At 71.7% G+C, this 26,856-nt stretch carries 18 protein-coding genes; 6 read left to right on the top strand and 12 right to left on the bottom strand.

The genetic code is table 11. From position 1 onward, the window contains the following. Nucleotides 1-43 precede the first annotated feature (43 nt). Nucleotides 44-1,297, top strand: coding sequence for an acyltransferase family protein (locus ACTOQ1_RS39535; RefSeq protein ID WP_440073350.1), 1,254 nt, complete (start codon nt 44-46; stop codon nt 1,295-1,297). On the opposite strand, the gene ACTOQ1_RS39530 is transcribed toward ACTOQ1_RS39535, so the two are convergent. Further along, a complete protein-coding gene (locus ACTOQ1_RS39530) occupies nt 1,267-2,079 on the bottom strand; it encodes a polysaccharide deacetylase family protein (RefSeq protein WP_440073349.1) in 813 nt (270 codons plus the stop codon). The two genes, ACTOQ1_RS39535 and ACTOQ1_RS39530, sit on opposite strands and share 31 nt — an antisense overlap. Before the next feature lie 321 nt (nt 2,080-2,400). Between ACTOQ1_RS39530 and ACTOQ1_RS39525 the strand changes: the two genes are divergently transcribed. Beyond that, nucleotides 2,401-3,903: a hypothetical protein gene (locus tag ACTOQ1_RS39525; protein WP_440073348.1), complete on the top strand. Its 1,503-nt coding sequence runs from the start codon at nt 2,401-2,403 to the stop codon at nt 3,901-3,903. A 21-nt stretch (nt 3,904-3,924) separates the two neighbouring features. Here ACTOQ1_RS39525 and ACTOQ1_RS39520 read toward each other — a convergent pair whose 3' ends face one another. The 3 genes from ACTOQ1_RS39520 to ACTOQ1_RS39510 all read right to left on the bottom strand — a co-directional run bounded on the left by ACTOQ1_RS39520 (nt 3,925) and on the right by ACTOQ1_RS39510 (nt 9,822). Further along, complete coding sequence (locus ACTOQ1_RS39520) at nt 3,925-5,052, bottom strand: glycosyltransferase (RefSeq protein WP_440073347.1); 1,128 nt, start codon at nt 5,050-5,052, stop codon at nt 3,925-3,927. A 116-nt stretch (nt 5,053-5,168) separates the two neighbouring features. Continuing rightward, a complete protein-coding gene (locus ACTOQ1_RS39515) occupies nt 5,169-8,069 on the bottom strand; it encodes a CDP-glycerol:glycerophosphate glycerophosphotransferase (protein WP_440073345.1) in 2,901 nt (966 codons plus the stop codon). A gap of 118 nt (nt 8,070-8,187) precedes the next feature. Further along, on the bottom strand, nt 8,188-9,822 hold the full coding sequence (locus tag ACTOQ1_RS39510) for an NAD(P)/FAD-dependent oxidoreductase (RefSeq protein ID WP_440073343.1): 1,635 nt from the start codon (nt 9,820-9,822) through the stop codon (nt 8,188-8,190). A 489-nt stretch (nt 9,823-10,311) separates the two neighbouring features. Between ACTOQ1_RS39510 and ACTOQ1_RS39505 the strand changes: the two genes are divergently transcribed. The 4 genes from ACTOQ1_RS39505 (at nt 10,312) to ACTOQ1_RS39490 (ending at nt 17,034) form a co-directional block, all read left to right on the top strand. Then, a complete protein-coding gene (locus tag ACTOQ1_RS39505; RefSeq protein WP_440073341.1) occupies nt 10,312-13,788 on the top strand; it encodes a bifunctional glycosyltransferase/CDP-glycerol:glycerophosphate glycerophosphotransferase in 3,477 nt (1,158 codons plus the stop codon). A gap of 154 nt (nt 13,789-13,942) precedes the next feature. After that, nucleotides 13,943-14,953, top strand: a complete 1,011-nt coding sequence (locus ACTOQ1_RS39500) for a CDP-alcohol phosphatidyltransferase family protein (protein WP_440073367.1) — start codon at nt 13,943-13,945, stop codon at nt 14,951-14,953. Nucleotides 14,954-14,978: 25 nt separating this feature from the next. Continuing rightward, nucleotides 14,979-15,989, top strand: coding sequence for a sulfotransferase family protein (locus ACTOQ1_RS39495; protein WP_440073340.1), 1,011 nt, complete (start codon nt 14,979-14,981; stop codon nt 15,987-15,989). 1 nt (nt 15,990) lies between these two features. Further along, nucleotides 15,991-17,034, top strand: coding sequence for a sulfotransferase family protein (locus ACTOQ1_RS39490; RefSeq protein WP_440073338.1), 1,044 nt, complete (start codon nt 15,991-15,993; stop codon nt 17,032-17,034). A 124-nt stretch (nt 17,035-17,158) separates the two neighbouring features. Here ACTOQ1_RS39490 and ACTOQ1_RS39485 read toward each other — a convergent pair whose 3' ends face one another. The 8 genes from ACTOQ1_RS39485 to ACTOQ1_RS39450 all read right to left on the bottom strand — a co-directional run bounded on the left by ACTOQ1_RS39485 (nt 17,159) and on the right by ACTOQ1_RS39450 (nt 26,801). Continuing rightward, nucleotides 17,159-18,334 (bottom strand): glycosyltransferase, encoded by a 1,176-nt coding sequence (locus ACTOQ1_RS39485; protein ID WP_440073336.1) that lies wholly within the window; start codon nt 18,332-18,334, stop codon nt 17,159-17,161. Then, nucleotides 18,331-21,129, bottom strand: a complete 2,799-nt coding sequence (locus tag ACTOQ1_RS39480) for a bifunctional glycosyltransferase/CDP-glycerol:glycerophosphate glycerophosphotransferase (RefSeq protein WP_440073335.1) — start codon at nt 21,127-21,129, stop codon at nt 18,331-18,333. Before ACTOQ1_RS39480 ends, ACTOQ1_RS39485 begins: the two co-directional genes overlap by 4 nt. Nucleotides 21,130-21,436: 307 nt before the next feature. After that, on the bottom strand, nt 21,437-22,546 hold the full coding sequence (locus ACTOQ1_RS39475; RefSeq protein WP_440073334.1) for an SRPBCC domain-containing protein: 1,110 nt from the start codon (nt 22,544-22,546) through the stop codon (nt 21,437-21,439). Nucleotides 22,547-22,730: 184 nt separating this feature from the next. Next, nucleotides 22,731-23,621, bottom strand: coding sequence for a pyridoxamine 5'-phosphate oxidase family protein (locus ACTOQ1_RS39470; protein ID WP_440073332.1), 891 nt, complete (start codon nt 23,619-23,621; stop codon nt 22,731-22,733). 6 nt (nt 23,622-23,627) lie between these two features. Continuing rightward, nucleotides 23,628-24,071, bottom strand: coding sequence for a VOC family protein (locus ACTOQ1_RS39465; protein ID WP_440073331.1), 444 nt, complete (start codon nt 24,069-24,071; stop codon nt 23,628-23,630). A 176-nt stretch (nt 24,072-24,247) separates the two neighbouring features. Further along, nucleotides 24,248-24,823: a CGNR zinc finger domain-containing protein gene (locus tag ACTOQ1_RS39460; RefSeq protein WP_440073330.1), complete on the bottom strand. Its 576-nt coding sequence runs from the start codon at nt 24,821-24,823 to the stop codon at nt 24,248-24,250. 75 nt (nt 24,824-24,898) lie between these two features. After that, the gene (locus ACTOQ1_RS39455; RefSeq protein WP_440073328.1) at nt 24,899-25,108 is read right to left on the bottom strand and encodes a hypothetical protein; all 210 of its coding nucleotides are present in this window, start codon (nt 25,106-25,108) and stop codon (nt 24,899-24,901) included. Beyond that, nucleotides 25,098-26,801 carry a PspC domain-containing protein gene (locus ACTOQ1_RS39450; protein ID WP_440073327.1) on the bottom strand — a complete coding sequence of 568 codons (1,704 nt, stop codon included), beginning with the start codon at nt 26,799-26,801 and terminating at the stop codon, nt 25,098-25,100. Before ACTOQ1_RS39450 ends, ACTOQ1_RS39455 begins: the two co-directional genes overlap by 11 nt. Nucleotides 26,802-26,856: the final 55 nt, after the last annotated feature.

Raw genomic sequence — 26,856 nt, 5'->3', positions numbered from 1 at the left:
GATGGCGCGGTTTCGCGAGGTGCCGGGCGGTAAGTTGGGGCGGGTGTCCTCCACCACCCCCATCGGCACCCCCGGCGGCGCAGACTCCCCCTCGACCTCCGGCGCCCGCCTGGCGTGGCTCGACGCGTTGCGTGGCATCGGCGCGGTCGCCGTGTTGCTGGAGCATCTGCTGCCCTGGTTCATGCCCGCCCTGAGGCCGTACTGGTTCAACCTCGGGATGTACGGCGTCCTGGTGTTCTTCCTGGTCAGCGGCTACATCATCCCGGTCTCGCTGGAGAGGCGCGGCGACGTCAGGGCCTTCTGGATCAGCCGCGTGTTCCGGCTCTACCCGATCTACCTGCTGGTCGCGGCGGCCGTCCTGGTCATGGCGATCTGGATGCCCGTCCGCGAGCAGGTGCCCAGGGATCTGTCGTCGGTGTCCGCGCACGCCACGATGCTGCTGGACGTGGTGCACCTGGGCGGCCTGGCCGACACCATGTGGACGCTCTCCTACGAGATGGTCTTCTACCTGGTCGTCACCGCGCTGTTCGTCGGCGGGGCGCACCGCGCGAGCGGGACCTACGCGGTGGGCTTCGGTGCCGTCGCGGTCGTGGCGGGACTGCTGCTGACGGGACCGCTGCTGGAGGGGCCCTGGCCCGCGTACGTGTCCGGCGTGGTGTTCTTCGCGGGCCTGGCGTGCCTGATCACCGGCCGGTTCCGGAAGGCCGCCGCGTACGTCCTCGGCGCGATGGCGCTGGTGCTGCTGATCTTCTCGGGCTTCGTGCCCTGGCTGGGGGCGGCGATCCTCGCGGTGATGTTCGCCGGGACCGCGATCCGCCGCTGGGAGCAGGGCGCGGGCGGGCTCTGGCCGGTGGCGGCGGCGACCGTGCTGGTGGCACTGGCCCCGGTCTGGTCGGAGCAGGCGGGCTGGTGGTGGGTGCGGCCGGGGCCGTGGTTCGCGACCATGGCGCTGGCCGGGGTGACGTTCGCGGCCGCGATGGCCCTGCGCGAGCGCCGGCTGCCCAGGTTCCTCGTCTGGCTGGGCCTGGTCAGCTACTCGATCTACCTGCTGCACCACCCGCTGCTGCGGCTCGCGCACGCCGTTGTCGGTGACGTGCGGGACGCGGGGCAGGTGGTGCAGCTGTCACTGTCGGCAGCGTTCGTGCTGGTGGTGCTCGGCCTGAGCCTGCTCACCCACCGCTACGTGGAGCTTCCCATGCAGCGGCTGGGCAGGCGGCTGGCCCGCGGGCCGGGTGCCTCCCCAGCCGCTTCCTCCCGCGAGGCGGCTCAGAGGCCGTCCTCGGGGGACTGGGCGTAGGCGTCCGGGTCGTCGGTGGGCGAATCGGAGGACAGGCCGTCGTCCTTCTCGGAGCCGACCGGGAAGACGTCCCCGGCCTTGGTGGCCTTGGCGCCGCGCAGCGAGGAGACCGCGACCATGTGGTATCCCTGCTTCTGCAGGGCGGCCAGCAGCTTCGGCATCACCGTGACGGTCTGCGGCACCCAGTCGTGCATGAGGATGACCCCGTCACGCTTGGCGTTCTTGAGCACCTCGTCGTAGATGGCCTTCTCGTTCTTGGTCGCCCAGTCCCGCGAACCGCCGTTCCACAGGATGATCGGCATGCCCATCTGGGTGGCGATCGCCGCGACCCGCTCGTCGAACTCGCCGTAGGGCGGGCGAATCGTCGTCGGGTACTTCCCGGTGGACTTCTTGACGATGTCCTGGGTCTTGGTCAGCTCCTCGCGGATCTTGTCTTCCGACAGCTCCCGCAGGTGCGGGTGACTGTAGCTGTGGTTGCCGATGTCATGGCCCTCGGTGACCATCCGCTTGGCGAAGGCGGGGCGGGACTTCACGTACTGGCCCTCGAGGAAGAACGTCGCCTTGGACTTGTACTTCTTGAAGGTGTCGAGCAGCTTGTCCGCGTACTTGCCGGGGCCGTCGTCGAAGGTGAGCGCGATGCACTTGACCTTCGCGCAGTCCACGGGCACGGGCTTCGGCGTGGGAGTGGGCGTGGCCTTGGGAGCGGGCTTGGCCTTGCCCGCCGTCGTGGCCGTCGTGCTGGGCTGTTCCGCGCTCCACGCGGTGGTCGGGATGGAAAACATGGCCAGCGCACAGGATGCGGCCAGCAACATTCGGACAGGAGGCTTCATGAGGGGAGCTCCGGGTCAAATCGACGTCGGTCGAGTGGGCATCCTATCGAGGTGCCTGATGCCTCCCGGGGCTGAAGCGTCACGATGTCCTGTGAAAGGCCCGCTCTCCCGTGATCGGGCCACGGTGCCGCACGTGCTGCCGCGCTCCGCACAAACTTGACGTTTCCCCAGGTCATGGCTGTGTATAACGGGCCGGGCCGACCTCTGGCGTGCCCGATGATGGGCATCGGCCCCCTGCCGGAGCACGCTGGGAAAACCATGATGATCAGTACGGTGAGCCCGAAACCGGTCACGGAGGAGCGGGGGGAGACCGGCGGGGCGCCGGCCCGCGACCGGTGGTTCACCCTCGCCTGTTACGCGACCGCCCAGCTCGCGCTGCTCGGCTGGTGGCTCGCCTTCCACCCGGGACTGATGAGTCCCGACTCCGTCACCTACGTCGCGCACGTCACGACGGGCCCCTGGGTGGCCGGGCAGTCGGTCGCCTACGACGCCCTGCTCGGGCTCTCCCTGAGGGTGACCGGCGACCTGTCCCCGGTCACCCTCCTGCAGACGGCGGCGATGGCCGCCGCGCTCGCCCACCTCGCGGGCGCGATCCGGTCGCTGGGGGTACGGGGGCGCCCGCTGCTCGTGGCGGTGGGGTGCGCGGCGCTGTCACCGCCGCTCGGCGCCTTCACGGTGTCCATGTGGAAGGACGTGCCGTTCACCGTGTGCGCCGTACTGGCCGCGGGCACCGCCGTGCGGCTCGCAACCCGGTCCGGTGCCCGACCCGGTGCCCGGTCCCGTGCGCGTGGCGTGGCCGGGCACAGGGGTGGGCGCGGCGGAGGGTGGGCCTGGGACCCGCGCTTCGCCGCCCTCGGGGCGGAGCTGCTCGGGCTGGGGCTCTTCCGCAACAACGGCTTCCTCGTGGCGGCGATCGCCGCCACGCTGCTGGTCGCGCTCCTGTACGGCCACCCGGGGGCCCGCCGGTGGGTCGCGACGCTGGCGGCCGGAGCTGTGGCGGCGCCCCTGCTCCTGCTGGGCGCCGGCTACCCGGCGATGGGCATCGCGCCGCCGTCCCGCTCGTTCGCCTACCAGACGGTGTTCGGCGACCTCGCCGTGGCGTACGGCCGGAGACCCCGGCTCTTCGACCGCGAGCAGCGGGCGCTCCTGGCGGGGATCGCCCCGCTCGACGCCTGGCGGCGGGGGGCGACCTGCCAGACCATGGCGGGCGTCTTCTTCGACCCCGGATTCGGCCACGCGCGGGCCGAGCAGCGGATCTCCGACGTCCTGGAGCTCTGGCGGGACCTGCTGCTCCGCGCCCCCGGCATGATGCTGAGCACCCGGGTCTGCCGCGCCGCGCTCGCCTGGCAGGTCGCCTCGACGTCGGACGAACCCGGCGGTGAGCTCTACCGCTTCTCGCTGAGGGATCCCCGGCTCCCCGAAGGCTGGCAGGGCACCCCGGCGGCCTCGGTGATGCGGCAGCGGCCGATCTTTGCCGGGCTGCTGGCCGCGGGGCTGTTCGCGCTGGACGCGAGCACGGTCAGGCAGCTCGAATGGCTGCTGTGGCGGGCGCCCTTCTGGTGTTACCTCGCCTACGCCGCCGCCGCGCTCGCGTGGTGGCGGACGGGGAGCCGGGCGGCGCTCGCCGGGGCGGCCGTGGTCGCGGGGCAGCAGATCGGGGTGATCCTCACCAACACCGCGCCGGACTTCCGGTTCATGGTGTCGCCGATCTTCATCGGGGTCCTGTTCGTTCCGCTGCTCCTGCGGGAGGCGGCGGCCCTGGCACCCCGTCGATGAGCGGGCCCCGGAGCCCGCCCGTCAGCGGTCGAGCTCGTCGAACAGCGCCTCCCACCGGTCCAGGACGCGGGGCAGCCGGTACTCCCTCATCCGTTCCCTGCCCCTGGCCCCCATCCTGCGGCGCAGCTCTGCGTCGGACATGAGGCGCTCCAGCGCGGCGGCGAAGCTCCCGGTGTTGCCGGGCTCGGTGAGCATGCCGTTGTCCCCGTCCCCGACCAGGGTCCTCACCCCCGCCGAGGCGTCGCAGGCCACGGCGGGCAGGCCGCAGGCCGCGCCCTCGGCGAGGACCAGCCCCCACCCCTCGAAGTCGCTGCTCAGGGTGACGATGGAGGCGTCCAGGTACTCGGCCTCGACGTTCTCGACCTGCCCGCGGAAGACGATCCGGTCGCCGAGCCCCGTCCGCGCGGCCTGCGCCTCCAGGACCGCCCGGAGCGGCCCGTCGCCGATGATGTGCAGCTCCCACGGCTCGGCGACGGCCGGGGCCGCGGCGGCGAAGGCGTCGATCAGCAGGTCGATCCGCTTCACCCTGACCAGCCGCCCCGCCGAGACGATCCGCGGGGTGCGCAGCGGGGCCGCCTCCCTGGGGAAGACGCTGACCGGGTTCAGCATGGTCCCGCAGTTGGCGAGCCGGTGTCCGGTGAAGGACGCGGCGTAGTCGTCGCAGAGGAACAGCGCCTTGTCGAGGTGCGCGTAGTGCTTCTTGATCAGCCTGAGGTTCGGGGAGTCCACCGCCTCTGCGTACGACTGGTGGTACTGGCCGATCTTGGCGATGTGCGGCATGGGCAGGTCGGCGATCCAGTGGGCGGCCCAGGGCGAGGCGATGACCAGGTAGCCGTCGCGGGTCCGGTCCGTCAGCCGCAGCAGCTTCTGCCGGGCGGCGTCGATCTCCTCCGGGGTCCTGCGCTGCCTGCCCCTGCGCCACGGCAGCGAGCGGGCGGCGGGTTCGGGGGCGGGCGTGTCGTACAGCGTGGTGTGCCGGTAGACGGGGTCGGCGACGTAGGTCTGCGGCTGCCGGGAGGGGTTGATGCTGATCAGGGTGACCTCGTGCCCGCGCGAGCCGAGGCCCTGGGCGAGGGTGTGGATGACCCGCTGGGACCCGCCCATCGAGTCGCCGTCGGTGCTGAGGAAGAAGACGTTGCGCGATCTCACCGCGTGACCTCCGGGAAGAAGCGATCCCACCGCGTGATCTCGGGGAAGGAGTGGCCCTACTGCGTGATCTCGGGGAAGAAGCGGTCTCACTGCACGACCTTCGGGACGAAGCGGTCTCACTGCACGACCTCCGGGAAGAACGCGTCCACGACCCTGCCGCTCGCCTGCCCGTCGTCGAGGCCGCACCAGCGGTCGCGGAACTCCGCGTAGCGCCGCCCGTACCGCTCGGTGATCTCGGCGAGCCCGTCCAGTGCCCCGGCCAGCTCCTCGGGGTCGCGCAGCAGCGGCCCGGGGGCGACCTCGGCCAGGTCGAAGCAGACGCCCCGCTGGGTGGAGGCGTAGCGCTCGTAGTCGTCGACGTAGTAGAGGATCGGCCTGCCGAGGCAGGCGTAGTCGAACATGATCGAGGAGTAGTCCGTCACCAGCACGTCCGAGGCGAGCATCAGGTCGTTGACCTCGGGGAACGCCGAGGCGTCCCGGACGAGCCAGCCGAGCGGGTCGGGCACCGCGAAGCGGTCGTACTGGTGGGCGCGGACGAGGATCACCCAGTCCGGGGGCAGCACGCCGGCGAGGGCGGGCAGGTCGAGCCGGATCGAGTCGCCGCTGAAGCGCCTGCTGTCGCGGTAGGTGGGCGCGTAGAGGATCACGCGCTTTCCCGCGGGGATCTCGAAGAACTCCCTGACCCGCCGCGCCCGCTCGCGCTGCGCCGGTTCCATGTGCCGTACCAGCACGTCGGTGCGCGGGTAGCCGGCGTGCAGCAGCTCGCCCCTGAAGCCGCTGGCCTCCGCGAAGTCGCGGCGGAAGTCGGGGCCCGGCGTGAGCAGCACGTCCCAGCGCGCCACCGCCTCGGCGTACTTCCTGGCCAGGGACGGCTGCGCCCGGTGCCGGGGCTCGTCCAGTCCCATCTTCTTGAGCACCTGACCGTGCCAGGTCTGCAGGTAGCGGGTGCTTTTGCGCTTGCGGTAGCAGTAGGGGAGGTTGTGGCTGTCCACCCAGTGCCCGGCGCGCGCCAGGGTCCAGGCGTAGCGGAAGGTGTCGCGCCGGACGAGGTCGACGTCCTCGGGGAAGCGTTCGGGGACGTCGGCGTGGGACCAGACCGCCCGCAGGCCCGTGGCGCGCCGCTGCAACTCCTCGTGGACGTAGCGCGGGTTGCCGGTGTAGCCGGTGCCCTCGGCCGACTCGAACAGCACCAGGCGGCGGTTCACCGGCACCGTCGCGCTGACCAGCCGGTAGAAGCGGCCCAGGTTGCGGGGGGTGGCGAGGTCGGACAGCAGGTCCCGCCAGAGGCCCGCCACGTTCGGGAAACGCCGCCCGGCCGCGGGGCCGAGCCTGCGCGCCGTGAGGCGGAACGGGATGTCGGCCGACGCCTCGAGGACCAGGCGGCCCGAGCCCGCCGGACCCGCCGGACCCACAGTGCCCACGGAGGTGAACGACAGCCCCGGGATCGCGAGGAGGGGCCTGATGCTCCGCCGCTCGCCCTCGTGGAGCGAGATCGTGACCGCCTGCGGCCTGACGGCGTTGTCCGGCCAGTCCAGGTCGGGCAGGGAGATCGACACCGTTCCCTCCAGGATGCCCGTCCCCTCGGGGGCAGCTCCCGGCATCCGCGGGATCCTCGGTCTCTCCGGCTCCTCCGGGTCCCACTGTCCTTCGAGCCCCCTCGGGGCCTGTTCCTCCCGCTCGCCCGGCGCCTCGATCACGACGGGTGCCATCTGGACGGGGATCGAGGCGATCGCCCTCTTCCTGCCGCCGATACGGAGCCACGCGGTCAGCGTGCGGCCGTCGAGCACCCGGCCCGGGTCGTAGGTCCGCAGGCGCAACCGGATCTCGTCCCTCGACGCCTGCAGGTCGACGAGCTCGTGCCTGAGCAGCGCGCCGGACAGCGGCTGCTCCGTCAGGTGCAGCTCGGTGACGTCCAGCTCGCTCCGTCCCTGCTCGCCTCCGGGGAGCGTCGCCCCCCAGAACACCCGCTCGCCGTCCGCGGTGACCACCCGGGGCGGGATCGAGTGCCTGCCCCCCAGCTCGACGGCGGCGAGCGCCGCCTCCGCTCCGCGCCGCTCGCGGACGAGCTGGACGCACACCCGCTCCGCCCGGGTCAGCCGCTCGATCGCGGCGGGGTCGAGCGTGTCCACGTACGGGATGACGATGTCGGCGAACTCGGAGATCCACGCCGGGTCGCGCTGGGGCAGGTCGCCCAGGTAGAGGCGGAGGTCGTGGGAGAGGAAGCGGAAGTCCTTGTCCTCCTTGAGGTCGAGGGAGTGGGTGCTCGCGAGGACGCGGTCGCTCAGGACGGCGGCGGCGACGCGCTGGCGCACGTTCTCCAGCTCGTGCCGCCGGGACGAGATCGACCTGGTGGCGGGCGTGGCGGCGAGCAGCCAGCGGTAGACCGGCCACGGCACGATGGCGAACAGCTTGCTGCGGCAGAACAGCTCCGTCGACCAGACGATGTCCTCGTGGTGGATGTCCTCGGGGAAGCGGATGCCGGTGACGTCGAGGAAGGTCCGCCGGTACAGCTTGTTGGTCGCCAGGCAGTTGAAGAGCAGCTCGGGCTCCGCGCGGATGCCGTCCACGACCCGCCGTTCCGCGAACAGCTGGGGGTACCAGAGGGTGACGGCGCCGGTCGCCTCGTCGACGCGCTCCACGGTGCCCATGACGAAGTCGGCGCCGGTCGCCTCCGCCTCCAGCAGGAGGCTCTTGCAGGAGTGCCTGGGCAGCTCGTCGTCGCTGTCGAGGAACATCAGGAAGGGCGAGCGCGAGGCGTCCATGCCCGCGTTGCGCGGCGCGCCGCAGCCGCCGCTGTTGGCGGGCAGCCGTACGTAGCGGACCCGGCCGTCCTCCTCGGTGAGCGCCCTGGCCACCGCGGGGGTGTCGTCGCCGGAACAGTCGTCCACGATGATCACTTCGAGGTTCTTGAGCGTCTGGCTGAGCACGGAGCGTACGGCCCGGGGTAACCGGGCCGCGTCGTTGTAGGTGATGACGATGACGCTGACGTCCGGGGCCGTGTATCGCTGTGTTGTCATGCGCGCAACTCCAAGGCGGCTGGGAGGAGAGCCTTGACCTGCGGTGGCTCAGGCCCGGTGGGCGCGAGCCAGGCAAGGCGTCATGGGATCGCTGGTGTTGGTCGGGTGGAGAGGCGCGTCAGGCCGAGGCGGGCGCGTCCGAGAGGAGGACGGGGGCGTCACGGCCGGTGCCGCTCGCGGCCCGCTTCCGGTCCGCGCGCTCCTCGTGGTACTCCGCGTCGACGTTGACGTCCCAGACGTCGTGCCGGGCTCCGTCGACGATGTTCTCCACGGTCAGCATCGCGGTGAGCATGGAGTGGTCCTGGTTGTTGTACCGGTGCATGCCGTTGCGGCCGACCGGGTGGATCTCCGGCCACTCCACGTCGAGATACTTCCTGAGCACCTCGACGTTGTCGGCGTAACCGGCGTCGTAGACCGGGTAGGCCTTCGGCATCCGCACCACGTACCCCCGCTGGACCGAGCCGGGGGTCACCAGGCCCAGGTGCTCCAGCTCCCGGGTGCCGAACGCGACGAGGTCGTCGTCCGGGGCGCGCCACAGGTCGTCGCCCTCGTTGACGAAGTACTCCAGGCCGAGACAGGTCCGCCCGGCCTGCACCAGGTACGGCGACCAGGAGCCGTAGTTCTGCACCCGGCCGAGCCGGACCTCGGGGGAGTGGATGTAGACCCAGTTGTCGGGGAAGGAGAACCGCTCGGGGACGACCAGCGCGACGGTGAGGAAGTCGCGGTATCTCAGCCCCGCGGCGGCCTCGGCGACGGCGTCGGGCACGTCCGGCCCGAACGCGCGGATCAGGGCGTTGAGCGGCATCGAGGAGATGAGGTCGTCGCAGTACACCTCGCGGGTGGCGCTTCCGCGCATCTCGCGGGTGGCGTTCCCACGTACCTCGCGGGTTGCGCTTTCGCGCACCTCGCGGTTGGCGCTCCCGCCGTCCGGCTGAACGGTGCCGGTGTCACCGGCGGAGCGGACGTCGCCGGTGCCGTCGCCCTGGCGGGTCGTGCCGCCGTCGTCCCGGCGGACGGTGACGGCCAAGCGGCCCCGGTGGCGGCGGATGCGCTCGACCCGGGTGCCGAGGTGCACGGCGGAGCCCCGCTCGCGGACCCGGTCGGCGCAGGCCTCCCACATCATGCCCGGTCCCAGCTTGGGGTAGCGGAACTCCTCGATGAGGCTGGTGACCTCCTTCCGGTTCCTGCCGGGGGTCAGCGCGTCGGCGATGGCCTTTCCCAGGGAGAGGTTCCTGATCCGCTGCGCGGCCCAGTCGGCCTGGATGCTCGCGGCGGGAACGCCCCACACCTTCTCGGTGTAGGTCTTGAAGAAGATCCCGTAGAGTCGCCGGCCGAACCTGGCCGCGACCCAGCCCTCGAAGGTCGACTGGTCGGCGGGCGGCCTGACCCGGGCCCAGGCGTACGAGCCGACGCAGCGCAGGGATTCGAGGACACCGAGGTTGAGCAGGGCGTTGGACGCCTTGAGCGGGTAGTCGTAGAAACGGCCCTTGTAGTGGATGCGGCTCATTCTCGGGCGGAGCAGGAAGTCCTCCTCGCCGAGGATCTCGTTCCAGAAGTCCTCCACCCGCGACACCTTCGTGAAGAAGCGGTGCCCGCCGATGTCGAAGCGCCAGCCGTCGCGTTCCTCCGTCCGGCTGATCCCGCCGACCACGCGGTCGGCCTCGAAGACCTCGCAGGGGTGTCCTCGCCGGGCCAGCTCGTAGGCCGCGGTGAGCCCGGCGGGCCCCGCTCCCACGACCACTGTTGAATCCATGCGCTTCCCCCCGCGAATGCCGTTTCCCGCGATCTCGCCCGTCTCGGTCACCCGATCGTGTCGGACGGCCAGGGGGGACCGAGGGGTCATCACGTCTTACTAGGACGTGTGCATTCCCAGCCTTGACCTGGGCTTGGGGAAGGCGTTGCCGCGTCACGGCCCCGAGGTGGGCCGGCCGCCCGCGGGAGATGCACGGGAGATGGTCAAGTCTCGGTCAGCTCACTCCATCGCGGTCATGTTTTGGGTTCGCCCGGCCTGTCGCGAAGCCATGCTGCTGACGTGACGTCTACGTCGCGCTCATGGCCGCCAGGTTGTGTCGACGGGCACACGGGCCCCTTCCGCCGCTTTCCGGCGACCGCTGGGCCTCCCGCCGCGCGCCCGTGACGTCTTCCACGATGAGTGGATCTTCACCTGCGTGCCGTGTCCGGCGTTCACGCCGATGGACCGGACTGTGAGCTTTCGACTACCGGAGGACCGATCGTGGCCCCAGTGAGCATCATCGTGCCCATCTACGACGTGGAACCGTACCTTGAGGCGTGTCTGGAGTCGTTGGTCGCGCAGACCTGGAGTGACATCGAGGTCGTCATGGTGGACGACGGTTCTCCCGACTCCAGCGCGGAGATCGCCGAGGCCTTCGCCGAGCGTGATGACCGGTTCAGGTTGATCCGGCAGGAGAACGGGGGCCTTGGCACCGCGCGCAACACCGGGATAAGGCACGCCACCGGTGATTTCCTCGCCTTCTTGGACAGCGATGACATGCTCCCGCTGACGGCCGTCGAGACGATGGTGTGCAGTCTGCGGGAGAGCGGGTCCGATTTCGTCACGGGCAACGTCCTGCGCTTCAGCGGGCAGGGGGTGCGCCAGTCGGCGATGCACAAGGTGATCTTCGCCGGCTCCGCCAGGCGGACCCACGTGACCGGCGACGAGATCCTGCTCAAGGACCGGCTGGTCACGAACAAGCTGTGGCGCCGCTCCTTCTGGGACGAGCAGGGGCTGAGCTTTCCCGAGGGGGTCCTGTGGGAGGACATCTCCGTCTCCCTGCCCGCCCACTTCATGGCCGGGGCGGTGGACGTGCTGTCCACCCCGGTCTACCTGTGGCGGGAGCGGGAGGGGGAGAGCGTCTCGATCACGCAGAACCGGGGGCACGTCAAGGGGATCGAGGACCGGTTCGCCGCCGTCAATTCCGTGCGGAGCTTCCTCATCGACACCGGGCGGGCCCAGCACCTGAAGGCGTGGGACCGGATGGTCCTCGACAGCGACCTGCCGAACTTCCTTCAGGTGCTGGACCAGGCGGGGGAGGAGTTCCGCGACCGTTTCCTCGACCTGGCGTGCGCCTACCTCGACCAGGCGGGGCCGAAGGTCCTCTCGCTCATCCCCGCGCAGCGCCGGGCGAAGTGGGCTCTCGTACGGGAGCGCCGGATCGGCGACCTCCTCCAGCTGCTGGAGTGGGACAGGACGGTCAAGCCGACCGCCCGCGTCGTCGGCGGCGGCCTGCGCGGGTACCACCTCAACAGCCCCGTGCAGGTCGAGCGGCCGATCACGCGGATGCGCGAGGAACTGGACCTGCGGCAGCGGGTGGACAGCCTGGACTGGAAGGACGACAAGCTGGTCGTCGAGGGCCGGGTCTCGCTGCGCTACCTGCGCCCCCGCAGGCGGATCCAGCAGCACGTCCTCGCCTGGCTGGTCTCCGAGGGCACCGAGGGCAACGAGGGCCCCGGGGGTCGCAGCCGCAGGGTCCGGCTCCCGGTCACGATCCGGCGCGGCCTGTCGCTGGTCGACACCGGCCCGCGCAGGCGCAAGGACTGGTGCGGGTTCCGGCTGGCCGTCGACCCGGCCGCGCTTCCGGCCGGCTCGACCTGGCGGATCGACCTGTGCGTGCTGTCCCGGGGCCTCCTGCGCAGGGGCAGGCTGTCCCAGCCGAGCCCGGCCGCGCGGCGGCTGGAGTTCACCGAGCGCGAGTCGGGGACCGTGGCGTGGACGGAGTGGACGCCCGCCGAGGAGTTCAGGCTCCGGGTGGAGCGGCCGGGCGGACGGGTCACCGGCCACCGGGTGGCCGAGGGCAGGCTGCGGATCAGCGGCCGGTGTGACGACGACCTCGGCGCCGCGCCGGCGCTGCGGCTGACCCGGCCGCAGGGCGGCCGCGACCGGTGCTACCCGATGACCGTGACGGGCGGTGCCTTCGAGACGGTGATCGACCTCGACGAGGTGCTGTCCGAGCGCTGGCCGGGCCTCGACCCGGCCGGCCTGGAGATGAGCGCGCTCAACCCCGGCGCCGAATGGCACTTCGAGGTCCTCCCGGGAAACCCGGGAAACCCGGAAGGCCAGGAGCGGGGTCAGGCCAGGCCGCTGCTCGTCGGACGCGACGTGGAGCGCGGCCTCTACCGGCTCCGCGGCCGCGACGTGGTGCTGGACCGGTCGCAGGCGGGCGGGCTCGTGCTGCGCGAGCAGCGGCCGACGTTCTACGTCGAGCGGGTGGAGTGGACCGACCTGGGCCACCTCAAGGTGACCGGGGCCCCGATGCGCCCGATCGACGGCCCGGCGTGGCTGGTCGTCACCTCGCGCAACCGGCTCAGCGAACGGCTCTTCCCGCTCGACGGCGGCAGCGCCACGGTGACGCCCGAGGGGAGCGACACGCTCGGCGGCCGGCTGCCGCTGCCGGCGGGCACGCACGGCTTCGCGATCCGTACCGGCACCGGCGACATGCGCGTGGAGTTCCGGCTGTCCGCGCCGCTGGAGCACATCTCCGCCACCCGCACCTTCACCTTCGACACCGACCTGATGGACGAGGCCGTCTTCACCGTGAGCGACGACCTGCGCGCCTCGGGCAGGCCCAAGCAGCAGCGGCTGCTGCGCGAGGACTTCTACCCCGCGAGGTGCCGGGAGCCGCTGCGGCCCGCCGTCCTCTTCGACAGCTTCGGCGGCAGGCAGTTCTCCGACAGCCCGAAGGCGATCTACGAGGAGCTCGTGCGGCGGGGGGCCGACCTGGAGTTCATGTGGATCGTCAGGGACGGGCAGGTGGAGCTGCCCGAGGGGGTGACGCCGGTCCGGCGGTACGGACGGGAGTTCTTCGACGCCCTGGCCCGCTGCCGGTACATCGTCACCAACAGCCACCTGCCCTCCTGGTTCGAGCGCAGGGAGGGCCAGACGGTGCTGCAGACCTGGCGCGGCACCCCGCTGAAGCGCATCGGCTTCGACGTCGAGAAGGTGCCGTTCACCCGGTCCGACCACCACGAGCGGCTGGCCAGGGCCGTCGCCAGGTGGAGCCACCTGATCTCGCCGAGTCCCTGGTGCACCTCGGTCCTGGACAGCGCCCTGCGGTTCGAGGGGGAGGTCCTGGAGATCGGCTCTCCCCGCGACGACCTGCTGCGCCGCGCCGGAGCCGCCACGCGGACCCGGGAGATCCGGGAGCGGCTCGGCCTGCCCGAGGGCAGGAAGGTCGTCCTGTACGCCCCGACCTGGCGCGACGACAAGTTCTACAGCAAGGGGCGCTACCGGCTCGACCTGCGGCTCGACCTGCGGCACATGGACGAGGAGCTGGGCGGGGACCACGTGCTCATGATCCGCAAGCATCCGAGCGTCACCGACAGGCTGCCCAGGGTCGGCACGGACTTCGTCCTCGACGTCTCGGCGTATCCGGACATCCAGGAGCTGTACCTGGTGGCGGACATGCTGATCACGGACTACTCGTCGGCGATGTTCGACTTCGCGGTGACCGGTAAGCCGATGCTGTTCTACACCTACGACCTGGAGCGCTACCGCGACGAGGTGCGCGGCTTCTACTTCGACTTCGAGGCCGAGGCCCCCGGGCCGCTGCTGCGCACGACCGAGGAGGTCGTGGCGGCCGTACGGGACGCCGACGAGGTGCACGCCAAGTACCGGAAGCTGTACGACGCCTTCACCGCCAGGTTCTGCCCGCTGGAGGACGGCGGCGCGTCGGCCAGGGCGGTGGACCGGATCTTCCGGTGACCACCCGCCCCGCGAGGGCGAAAGGCCGGGGAAGCCCTCCTCGGCCTTTCGCGTCCTCAAAGCCCCCGATCTCTGTGGCGCGGGTCGGTCAAGAAGTGGCATGGAGATCTTCTAGTAGTTACAGAGCGTAGATGAGAGGAGACGCGGCGTGGCCATGCTGGAACGCATGAGGGCCTATTCGTTGGACGACGTTCACGCGACCCGGAAACGAAAAGACTCCTGGTGGACCGTTTTCCTGGTCGACCCGGTGGCGTGCAGGCTCACCCTGCTCGTCGCCAACCACACGTCCATCACCCCCAACGGGCTCACCCGCTTCTCCCTGATCCTCGGGATGTGCTCGGCGATCTGCTTCGCGTCCGGACGGCTGGTCGCCGGGGCCCTGCTGTTCTACGTGAGCTTCATGGTCGACTGCATGGACGGGAAGATCGCCCGGCTCAAGGGGACGGGGACCGCGTTCGGGCTCTGGCTCGACTACGTGGGAGACCGGATCAGGGTGGTGTGCTGTGCCGCCGGCCTGGCGTCCGGGCAGTACGTGGCGACGGGGGACGTCTCCTACGTCCTGCTCGGCGCGGGGGTGGCCGTGCTCGACCTGTTCCGCTACGTGAACGCGCCGCAGATGAAGCGCGTGCGCGAGGTGGTCAAGGAGAACCGGCTCGGACGCCTGGCGCCCGTCGAGTCCGTGGTGACCGTGGGACACCCCAGGCCCGGGGAGGCGACGGTGGCCGCCGGGCACACCGTCCACGCGGGACACGCCGGGCACGCCGGGCACGCCGGGCACGTCAGGCACGTCGAGGTCATCACGCCCCGCGAGCCGCTGCGCGTCGCCGGGTTCGAGAACCGGGACGAGAACCCGGGCGAGGGCCGGGACGGGAAACGGGCCGGGCGGGGCCCCCGGGGGGGCAGGCGCCCGAAGCTGCCCCGCAGGTTCGGCCGCCTGCTGGCCCGCCACCGGGTGCGGACCCACCTGATCAGCGGCATCGAGTTCCACGCCGCGGTGTTCGTGGTCGCCCCGCTGATCGGGCCGGTCGCCCTGGTGCCCCTCTCGGTCGCGGCGGGTGTGCTGCTTCTGCTGAACGAGGTCGTCCTGATCTATCGAATGTGGCTCTTCGCCCGGGTGGTGCCCGTCATGCCGCTCGTGCAGAAGGCGCCACGCGTATCTGTTTGACCAAGCTTTACGGGGGTTCGTTGTCATGCAGTCCGACCGTCCGATCTTCGTGATCGGTTGTCCGCGTTCCGGCACGACGATGTTGCAGCTGATGCTGCACTCGCACCCGCGCATCGCGGTGCCTCCGGAGACACGGTTCGTGGTGCCCGGCTACTACCGCAGGTTCTCCTTCGGGGACCTGCGCGAGGAGCGCAACCGGCGCAGGGTCGGCCGGTGGATCGTGAGCGACAAGGACACCAAGTTCAAGGAGCTCAAGCTCGACGGGGACAGGCTGATCGACGACATCGTCGCGGGGCCGCCCACGCTGGGGTCGGCGATGGGCATCACCTTCCGCTCGTACGCCGAGCAGTACGGCAAGAGCCGCTGGGGTGACAAGCGGCCCAGCTACTACCACCACGTGGACCTGCTGACGCGATTGTTCCCCGACGCCCAGTTCGTGCACCTGATCAGGGACGGCCGCGACTGCGTGGCGTCGCTGAAGGAGATGCCCTGGTACACCAAGGACGTCTTCCACGCCGCGGTCAACTGGAGCGAGGCGATCGACTACGGTCGCCGGCACGCCAAGAGGCTCCCCGCCGACAGCTACTACGAGCTGCGCTACGAGGACCTGACGGCCTACCCGGAGACCGAGCTGAGCAAGCTCTGCGACTTCCTCGGCGAGGACTACGACCCGGCGATGACCGAGCCGTACCACGTCGCCAGGGTGGCGATCCCGCAGCACAAGGTCTGGCACAGCAACACCCACGGCGACGTCACGACCGCGCGGGCGGGCTCGTGGAAGGCCAGGCTGGAGCCCTGGGAGATCTCGGTGTGCGAGACCGTGCTGGCCGATCGGCTCGTCGCCAACGGCTACGAGCTGAGCGGCGCCCCCAAGGCGAGCAAGGCCCACGTCCAGGCGTGCGAGAAGGCGGCGTCCAAGCGGCGCTGGGCGCGCAGGCGCAAGGAGATCCGCGACCGCCTCAACCGGTTCCGCGAGCCCAGCCCGGTGGCCGCGAGGCTCACCAGCCGGCAGCTCGGCGAGCTTGCGAAGGTCTGACATGACGTCCGATCGCCCGATCTTCATCCTGGGCTGTCCCCGTTCGGGGACGACGATGCTGCAGCTGATGCTGCACGCCCACCCGCGTGTCGCCATCCCGCCGGAGACCCGGTTCATGGTCTCCACCTACCAGCGGCGGCTCCAGTTCGGCGACCTCAACGCCGCCGAACGCCGGCGAGAGCTGGGCGAATGGGTGGTCGACCGGCGCCAGACGCGCTTCCACGAGCTGGAGCTGGACCGCGACGACGTGCTGGAGCAGATCGTCGACGGGCCGCCGACGCTCGGCTCCGCGCTGGGCATCGTGCTGCGCGCGTACGCGGCCAGGCACGGCAAGCCGCGCTGGGGCGACAAGCGGCCCTCGTACTTCCAGTACACCGACGTGCTGCTGCGGCTGTTCCCCGACGCCCAGTTCGTGCACCTGATCAGGGACGGCCGCGACTGCGTGGCGTCGCTGAAGGAGATGCCCTGGTACAACGGGAGCGTCTACAGCGCGGTGTCCGCCTGGGCCGAGGCGATCGACTTCGCCCGGCACGGCGCGCCGAAGCTCCCCGAGGGCAGCTACCACGAGCTGCGCTACGAGGACCTGACCGCGGAGCCCGAGGCCCACCTGCGCAGGCTGTGCGAGTTCCTCGGCGAGGACTTCGACCCCGCCATGTGCGATCCGGGCGCGGTGGCCGACATCGCCGTACCCGCGCGCAAGACCTGGCACGCGCGCACCTTCGGCGAGGTGACCACCGTGCGGACCGGCTCGTGGCGCGACCGGCTCGACCCCGGCGAGGTCTCGCTGTGCGAGAGCGTGCTCGGAGACCGGCTGGAGACGTACGGGTACGAGCTCACCGGCGCGCCGAAGGTCGAGACCTCGCGGATGGTCTCCTACGAGCGGACCGCGGCCAAGCGGAAGCTGGCCCGCGTCAAGCGGGTCGCGTTCGACCGGCTGATCCGGCTCCGCGAGCCGAACCCGCTGGGGGCGCGGCTCACCTCCGCCCAGATCGTGATGGCGGGAGTGCCGCTGCCGCGCAACGAGCCCGTCGCGGTCAGCGGGTGACCGGTCCGACCGGTCCGATCTGCTCGCGGCGAGCCGGCGGGGATCGGCGGGTGATCGGCCTGACCGGCTCGCGGCGAGCCGGTGAGGACCGGCGGGTGACCCGCTGAGCACGAGCCCGTGCCGCTCAGCGGGTGACCTGCTCGAACAATGCCTCCCACCGGTCCAGGACGCGGTCCGGGCGGAACGCCTCGACGTGCGCGCGGGCGGCGGCTCCCAGCCGCCGCCGCTCCTCGGCCGAGGCCATCAGCCCGGCCAGCGCGGCGGCGAGCGCGGTAACGTCGGCCGGGGGCACCAGCACCCCGGTCCGCCCGTCCAGGACGAGTGACCTGAGCCCGCCCGACACGTCGAACGCCACCGAGGGCACCCCGTAGGACGCCGCCTCGCCGACCACCAGGGGCAGCCCCTCGTGCTCGCTGGACAGCGCCAGCACCGACCCGCCCAGGTACTCGTCCGCCATCCGGGACGCGGGCACCGCGCCGCGGAACACCACCCGGTCGCTCACCTCGCACGCCGCCGCGTGCGACAGGAGCCGCCCCCGCTCGGCCCCCTCGCCGATCAGGTGCAGCTCCCAGTCCTCGCTCGCCGCGCGACGGGCCTCCACGAGCTCCGGGTCGCCGCCGACACCGCCGACACCGCCGACACCTCCGGGGCCCGGCCGGCCGCACGCCTCCGCGAAGGCCGAGATCAGCCGGTCGAACCGCTTCACGCCCTCCAGCCTGCCGACCCCGAGCACCCGGCGGGCGGTCAGGTCCGCGGTCCGCGACGGCCAGGCGGGCAGCGGGTTCGGGATGGACCAGGTGTTGGGCAGCAGGGCGTGCTCGGAGAACAGCCACGCGTCCTCCTCGCTGAGGAACACCGCCTTCTCCAGGGTGGCGTAGTGGCCGCGGACCGAGCCGAGGTGCCAGGATCCCCGCGCGTGCTCGTACGAGCCGTGGTACTGCCCGATCGGCAGCAGTCCCTCGGGCAGCAGGCCCCCGATCCGGGCGACCACGCTGGGCGAGGCGAGCACCGCGAACCCCGGCCCCACCTCCCGCAGCAGCCTGCCGAGCGCCCGCCGCTCGCGGCGCCTGCCCAGCCGCGAGAGCCTTCCCACCGGAGTGCGGTGGATCACATGGCTGGTGTAACGCGGCCTTTCCACGTAACGGAACGGCTTCTCCGCCCGGTGCAGCCCGACCACGTGCACCTCGCGGCCCCGTTCGGCCAGGCCCTGCGCCACGGTGTGGGTGACCCGCTGGACGCCGCCGAGGGTGTCGGCGTCCACGCACGCGAACACCACCGCCCCGGTGTGCCCGCCGCTCACCGCGGCCGTCCCGGCAGCGGCAGGCGGCTCAGCTGCCGCGTCCCGGCCGGGGCGCGTTCCCGCACGCCGGCGGGGCGGGGGGTCTGGACGTGGGAGGGTTCGAAGAAGGCGTCCACCACCTTCGCCGCGGCGTGGCCCTTCTCGTCGGCGCACCACGTCCTGCGGAACGCGATGTACCTGGAGGCGAACGACGCCGTCAGTCCCTCGAGGTCGCGCAGCGCCTCGATCAGCTCCTCGGTCGTGGTCAGGCAGGGGCCGGGGGCGATCGCGGGCAGGTCGTGGTAGACCCCGCGTTCCACCCTGCGGTACTCGTCCCAGTCGTCGATCAGGAACAGCATCGGCCGTCCGGTGACCGCGTAGTCGCACATCAGCGACGAGTAGTCGGTCAGCAGCGCGTCCGAGAGCAGCATCAGGTCGTTGACCTCGGGGTAGGGCCCCGCCTGCCGGACGAAGTGGCGCAGGTGCTCGGGCACCTCGAACCGCTCGACCGGGTGGGTCCGCAGGACCACCGTCCAGTCGCCCGCCAGGGCCTCGGCCATCGCGGCGAGGTCGGCCCTGACCGACTGCCCGGACCCCTTGGCCCGGTCGCGGTAGGTGGGGGCGTACAGCAGCACCCTGGACCAGTGCGGGATCTCCAGCGCCTCCCTCGCCCGCCTGACCGCCTCCCGGTCGCCGTGCACGAGCACGTCGCAGCGGGGCGAGCCGTGCCGCAGCAGCCGCCCCCGGTAGCCGTTGGAGGGGACGAAGACCCGCTCGAACTCGGCGCTGGGCGAGACCAGCGCGTCCCAGCGGTCCACCGCGGCCCGCCAGGTCGCCCTCGGCCCGTCGAAGTCGGCGCGCAGGTCGGGCGCGTCGAAGCCGACCGACTTGATGCCCTGGCCGTGCCAGGTCTGCAGGTAGCGGGTACCGGGCGGTTTCGGATAGGCCAGCGGCATGCCGTGGCTGTCGACCCAGTAGCCCGCCCTGGCCATGGTCCAGACGTGGCGCCAGCTCATCCGCCGTACCAGCCTGACGCCGGCGGGAAAGTTCCCGCGCGTCCCGGCGGCCGACCACACCACCTTCAGCGGCGTGTTCCGCCGCCTGAGCTCCTCGTAGATGTAGCGCGGGTTCCCGGTGTACCCGGTGCCGACGTCGGACTCGAACAGGGCCAGGTCCCCGCGCGGCGGCATCACGGAGATCAGCCCCTTGTAGACGCGGAGTTTCACCTCCGGCCCGCCCACCTGCCGCAGCAGACGGGTGGCGGCCCGCTTGAGCCGGGGCAGCTGCCGCAGCAGCCCCTGGCGGCGCCAGAGCACCCGCAGGAACGCGGCGGTCCCCTCCGCCTTGACGACGACCTCGTGCCACAGGATGGTCGTGCCGAACGGCGCGGTGCGCGGGTCGACGAGCAGCCGGTCGGAGGTGACCCGCCCGTCGGGGTTGACGATCTCGACCACCGGGTCGTAGCGGCCCTCGAAGCCCAGGCGGCCGTGGCGGATCGCGGCGAGGTCGATCGTCGCCTCACTCAGGTAACCGCCGTCGCCGTCCGGCGCGCGCGGTTCCAGCCGTACCCGATGGTTCCTGAACCGCAGGAACGCGGTCCAGCCGGGCGTGGCGGCGAGCACCCCGAACGGGTCGTACGTCGTGATCGCCAGCCTGATCAGCGAGCCCTCCCCGGTGACGACCGCCTCGTGGCGCAGCCGGGAGGCGCTGTAGGGGAGCTCGGCCATCCGGAGCGAGGTGATCTCCCGTCTCTCGTCGGCGACGGTGCCCCAGTAGGTGCGCCCGCCCTCCCGTACGGCGACGCGCGGCGGAGCCTTCGGCCCGTTCAGCGAACGGGCGGCCACCAGGAGCTCGTCGGGCCTGCCGTCGAGGATGAAGCTGCAGCAGACCCGCAGGAGCGGGTCGACCGTCTCGAACACCACCGGGTCGAGCTCCGCGAGGTAGGGGCGGATCACCGAGACGAACTCCTCGATCCACGCCGGGTCGCGCGAGGGCAGCGGGTTGAGGTAGACCCGCAGGTCCTGGCGGACGAAGCGGCGCTGCCGCTCGTGCACCAGGTCGCCGAGCCCGTTGTCCCGCAGGATGTCGTCGCTCAGCCGGGCCGCCCTGATCCTGGAGCGGACGTTGGCCATCTCCGTCAGGCACAGCGAGATCGACGGCCGCTCGTCGCTCTCCGCCGAGGCCCGGTGCCAGAGGTAGACCACCCAGGGGACCACGGCGAACCGCCGTGCCGCGCAGTACAGGGCGGTGCTGAAGACGTGGTCCTCGTAGTGCATGTCCTCGCGGAACGGCACCCGGCGCAGCAACTCGGCCCGGTAGAGCTTGTTGGTGCTGAAGGAGTCGAGGAACATCTCCGGCTCCCTGGCGATGCCCTCCACCGTCCTGCGCCTGGCGAACAGCGCGGGGTAGTAGCGCGCGGTCTTCCCGGTCTGCTCGTACAGCCGCGCGATCTGCCCGGTGACGAAGTCCGCGCCGGTCCGCTCGATCTCCAGCAGCATGCTCTTGCAGGCGTGTCTCGTCAGCTCGTCGTCACTGTCCAGGAACATCACGTACGGCGCCCGCGCCGCCGCCACCCCCCTGTTGCGCGGCACCCCGCAGCCGCCGCTGTTGACCTCCCCGCGCAGGTAGCGGACCCTCGCGTCCCTGCGCTGTAACTCCCTGGCCACCTTCCCCGTGCCGTCGGTGCTCGCGTCGTCCGCGATGATCACCTCGATGTTGCGCAGGGACTGCCGGAGCACGGACCGCACGGCCCTGGCCAGCCGCGCGGCATCGTTGTAGGTGATGACCACAACGCTGCATTCCGGGATATTGATCACGATCCGAGGTATTCCCGAGAAAAAGTAGTCAGTTGTCCTGCTTGTGCACTGATGACACTGTTTTTGGGGTTGTGTGAAAGTCCGGGAAACAGGTCGGCGTGGCGCTCGGGAAGGGCGGGCGGCGGGGGAGCGCGGGCGGGGGAGAAAACAGGGAAGGGTGGCATGACCGACGGGCAAGAAGGGATGTCTTGTCCTTCCGGCAAGGGGCCCCTTGCATGATCACTGTTCTGACGCGGCCTCGGTGTCCGACCGGTCGGACGACGCCGAGAGGTGCGTCTACTGACGATCGCGGGCCACGCTCCGGCGGCTAGCGCCGCAGGGCGCGGCGGATCAGCCAGGCGAGCAGAACGAGGCCCGCCAGGGCTGCGACCAGGGGGGCGACGCGCTTGAGCAGCGGCAGGCCCGCCACCTCCAGGAGGTTCAGGGCCTCCTCGTCGGGACTGAGCGAGGTGCGCGAGGTGCCCGCGGGGTGGCTCTGGCGGGACTCCTCCTTCTCGCCGACGGCGAGGCCGGGCGGCGTCGGCACCGCGCTGAGGTGACGCTCCGGACCGCTCGGGACGCCGGGGCCGTTCAGGTCCTCCGGGCCGCCGGGGCCGCCCAGTCCGGACGCCGCACCATGGTCCGTGCCGCCGGAGGCCGTCGTGCCCTCGTGGCCTTCCGGGCCGTGCCCCGTCGAGCCCGCCGGGCCGGGGAACGCCGAGCCGGTCGTGCCGGGGCTCTCCTGGCCGGAGGCCGTCGAACCCGCGGGACCGGCAGGACCGGCGGACGCGGCGGGTGCGGTCGTGGAGTCGACGGGCTCGCGTGAATCGTCCGAATCGGCGGGGCGCGCCGGGCCGGGACCCCAGGTCTCCGAGATCGCCGGAACGTCGTCCGGCCCCGTGGACGCCTGTTCCCGCTTCGCGCTCGCGCTCCAGCCGCCCACGCCGGCCGTCCCCGAGACCGTCTCGGCGGCCGTCTCCACGCCGGGGCCGTGGCCCAGCAGACGGGAGAGGTTGGCCGCGAACCTGTCGATCAGCTTCCCGCCGACCTCGGTCATCACGCCCCGGCCGGCCTGGGCCGGGCGGCCGGTCACGTCGAAGGAGGTGTCGACGGTGACCCGGGTGTTGCGGCCCTCGGGGTGCAGGCGCGCGACGACCGTGGCACCCGCCGTGCCCGGACCCCTGGCCTCCTTGCCGGAGGCCCTGAGGGTCATGGAGCGGGTGTCCTCGTCCACCTTCTCGAAGGCGACCCGGCCCTGGTACGTCACCGTGATCGGCCCGATCCTCATCTTCATCCGGCCGGTGAAGGAGTCATCCTCGACCTTGTCCACGGCGGCTCCGGGCAGGCAGGGCGCGATCCGCTCGACGTCGAGCAGCACCGGCCACGCCTGGTCGACAGGTACGGGAACCGTGAACTCGTGCTCGAATCGCATCGCCATCGCTGCGCTCCTCACCGCTCGGCCGCTGTCGCGACATTACGACTACACGGGGGCGTACTGCCAGTATGCCGCCCTGAAGCCCGGCCGGACCTCCTGCGACGGTCCGTGTCCGCACTCCAGTTCGGTGCCCGCTCCCTGGTACTGCCCTCGTTGGCGGGGACGATGCGCCCATCGCGCCGCGCCCTCAGACCGGCGGGTTGTGGCGGGAGTACTCCGCGAGCCTCCAGCGGAGCGGGACGGCTCCCCGTACGCGGACGATCCGGTCCACCTCGAAGCGGACCAGTCGCTGCGCGCCCGGGACGTCTCCCGGATCCCAGTCGACGTGGGCACGCCCGGTCAGGTGCAGGGCGCCGCCGCCCTCCCAGTCGAGGAAGAGCAGGCCGCAGCCGTCGTCCAGCTCCAGGTTTCCCAGCGTCATGTACATGGAGTTGCCGACGTAGTCCGGCCAGACCAGCCGCCGGTCGTCCACCACCCGGACGAACCCGGGGTTGCCGCCCCGGTGCGACAGGTCGGCGCCGAGACCGGGCGCGGAGGTGGCGACGAAGAACGTGTCGGCGCCCTCGATCCACGCCCGGTCCTCGTCGCCGAACACCGTCCCCGAGGAGAAGCCTGCGGAGCCGAGGGAGCGGGTGGCGGGCTCCGCCGGTTCCGCGACGATCTCCCGCGCCTGGATGTACTTGGGACAGTTGGCGTACGCCTGCTCGGTACGGACGATCAGCCGCCCGCCCTCCCGCGAGACCGTGCCGTTGACCCGCATCCTGCGCCTGCTCCGCGGCTCGATCGCGAGCATCCCGATCTCGCCCCCGTCCAGCCCCGCCAGCGGGTCGTGCTCGCCGGGAACCGCGTCGATCACGACCGTCCGCTCGTCCGGCGCCTGGGCGAAGCCCTCGGGCCCGGTCAGGGCGGACGCCCACAGGAGCCCGTCCCGCCCCCTCGCCCCGATCAGCAGCATCCGCTGCCGTCCCAGGAACTCGGCCGCCACCGCCGGGATCTCCGGCCGGGTCCTGGCCGAACCCAGCGCCACCGCGCGCACCCCGGCCCTTCGCTGAACCGCGAGCTCTCCTGCGTGCTCCACGGTCGTTTAGAAGAAGCCGCAGGTGGGAGCGGCGGCCACCGGTACGGGGGAACCTTCGGCGCCGGTGGGCGCGTAGATCTCCAGCCGGATCCCGTCCGGGTCCTCGAAGAACACGCCGCCCGAGGACGCGCCCTCGCGGTGCGCCACCACGCCGTCGTGGTGGAGCGTGGCACCGGCCTCCCTGATCGCGGTCTCGGCCCGGCGGACCGTCTCGATGTCCGGAGCCTGGAAGGACAGGTGGTGCAGGCCGGGCAGGCCGGTGGCGAAGCGGCCCTCGCTCTGCTGCCAGAGGGTGAGCACCAGCGTGCCGTCGAGGCCGAGGAAGGCGTACCGGCGGCCCGCCTCGCCGGACTCGCCGAGGACCTCGAAGCCGAAGATCTTCACGTAGAAGTCCCTGGACCTGTCGAGGTCGGAGACGTTGAGGCCGACGTGGCCGGTCTGGAAGGTCATCTGGTCTCTCCCTTCAGGATTTCTAACGGCTCGTTCCGTTAGTCTGGCTGCAGGGTAAATCTAATGCATAATCATCATTTTTCCCATTACAAATATATGACGTAAATCACACCTGTGGGAATCCAGGCGTGAGATCCACCCGTCGGGCGTGAGAAGGGAGAACCGGCCGGGCGGGGTCAGCCGTCGCGGTGCTGGTGGTAGTGGCGGGCCGCGCGGGCCCGGTTGCCGCAGCCGACCGAGCACCACTCCTGCCGGGCGTGCTCCTTGAGGAAGTAGAGCACGCAGCGCGGCGCGGGGCAGGTGCGGAGCCGCTCGCGCCGGGGTCCGGCCAGGAGTTCGATCGCCGACGTCGCCAGGGCCGCCCGGATCCGCGCCGACTCCGTGGCCCCGTCGCCGGGGACGGTTCGTGCGCGGGGAGCGTCGCCGGCGGGCCACTCCAGCCGCGCGGCCAGCGGCACGGCCAGCGCCGCGGCGTTGACCAGGTCGAGCGACTCGGCGAACCCCGGGAGCCGGTGCGCGTCCGCGCCGCTCGCGGGGCCCGGCTCCACGGCCCTGGCGAAGAGCGCCCGCACGGCCTGCCGCAGCTCCACCACCTCGCTCCGCAGCTCCTCCGAGGCGAGGAAGCCCGGGTCGATCCCCAGCTCGGCGGCGTGCGCCCGGCCCCACGCGGTCATGCCCTCGACGTCGGCGAGCGTGTCCGTCAGACCGGCCCGCGTCGCGCGGACGGTGCTGACGAACTCCAGGGCCGACATACTCCGACCCTAATGCCTGATGTGGTTTTTTGCCGTGAGGTCCTGCCGTCGCCGGCGACCGCCGGGACGGAACACCTAGCGCCGGATGGCCTTGGCCAGGATGGCGACCAGGCCCGCGAAGCCCAGGCCGCTCACCAGGACCATGAGCATGACCAGCGGCTGTACGGACGGCTCGCTGATGAAGACGATGCCGGCCGCGATGAACACCACCCCGCTGAGCAGGGCCATCCAGTCGGTGCGGTGCACGCGGCGGCGGCGCTCGGTCCCTTCGAGGTCAGGCCGCACGGCGCACCTCCACGTCCCCGAGGCCGGCCTTGATGTTCAGCACGATGGTGGCCACGTCCCCTTTGGGGAGCACCTCGGGCTCCAGGATCTTGTTGTGCTGGATGTCGGCCCCGCCCTCCACCGCATGGTCGATCTTGACGTCACCGAACCTGGTGGAGCCGTTCACCTCGACCCTGGCCGTCGGGGGCAGGATCACCCTTATCTCGCCGACCGAGACCGAGGCGTTCACGACGGTCCGCGAGCCGGGGGGCAGGGCCAGGTCGCCCAGGTCGAGGCTGCCCTCTCCCACGTCCACCGAGTAGGTGCGCGCCACCTCGGACAGGGTGGTGGGCCGCCAGGTGTAGTCGCCGAACTTCTTCGGCACGCCGCCCAGCGTGGACCCCGCGATCAGGGCGAGCGACAGGACGGTGCCGGTCGCGACCAGCCCCGCTCCCCGGCCGAACCAGGTGGCGACCAGCAGGCCGGCGCCGATGACGACGAGTACCGCGCCGCCGGCGACCGTCATGTTGACCGATCCCGAGGCGGACTGGATCGCCACGATGATCCCTCCAACGATGATGGCCAGGAAGATGGTGATGCTCCCGACGAGCGATCCGCGCCGCCGCGGCCGGGGCGGCGCCACCACCGTCCCCAGGTACGCGGACGGGTCGTAGGGGAGGTACGGCTGCTGCCGTCTCCGGGGATCCAGAGGCTGGTAGGGGCCGTAGGGCGAGAAGGGCTCGCCGGAGGAGTCGAACAACGGCCTCGCGGCGCCGTACGGGCTCGGCGGGGTGTCCCGCGGCCCGTGTCGCGGCGGTCCGACGGGGCCCGGGGGCATGTCCGGCGCCTGCCCGGCACGGTTCTCGAAGGCGGGCGGCGGCGGGACCGTCGCCGATCCCGGGCCGGCCGAGGGCGCGTACGGGTCCGCGACCGTCTCGGCGGCCGGAGACGCGACCGTCTCGGCGGCCGGAGACGCGACCGTCTCGGCGGCCGGAGACGCGACCGTCTCGGCGGCCGGAGACGCGACCGTCTCGGCGGCCGGAGACGCGACCGTCTCGGCGGCCGGAGACGCGACCGTCTCGGCGGCCGGAGACGCGACCGGAGACGCGGCGGCGTGGGTGACCGGATCCCGCTCGCCGACGGGGCGCTGCCCGGCGGCGCCCGGCGCCTGAGCGGGCGAGCCGGGCGAGCCGGGCCACCGGCCGGCCGGGGACGGGGACGGGGACGGGGCGCGGTGCCTGCGCAGCCGGTCGGGCAGCGACCTCGCCACGGCCAGCAGGTCGACCCCGCGGGAATGGGCGGCGAGCAGGGCGATGGCGAACACCGTGCCGACCACGACCGTGCCGGTGCCGATGCCGTCCGAGGAGACGTTGACGATCAGTCCGAGGGCGAACAGGCCGGTCAGCAGGGTCAGGACCGTCTCGCCGTCGAAGTCGCGCCGGATCCACTGCTCCAGGTAGCCGGGGCCGCCGTCGGTCTCGCGCATCAGCAGGAACGCCGCGATGTAGAGCATGATGCCGATTCCGGAGCCGAGCACCAGCACCGCGAAACCGACCCGGAGCACCACGGGATCGATGCGGGCGTATCTCCCCAGGCCGGCGCAGACACCCGTGAGCATGCGCCCTTCGTTGCTGCGCCTCAGGTCGCGCTCCTCGAAGGGGGAGGAGGCGGACGGCGAGCTCGCCGGATCCTGGGCCCGCCCGGTGTCGTTCATGTTCCTCATCGTGGCCTTTCCCGGCCCATGACGCATCCGGGAGACCCCTGAGTCG

The organism is Streptosporangium sp. OZ121 (assembly GCF_051918885.1).
Lineage (GTDB): Bacteria > Actinomycetota > Actinomycetes > Streptosporangiales > Streptosporangiaceae > Streptosporangium.
Note: the sequence above shows the minus strand (reverse complement) of the source record. Positions and strands in the feature narration are given on the sequence as shown.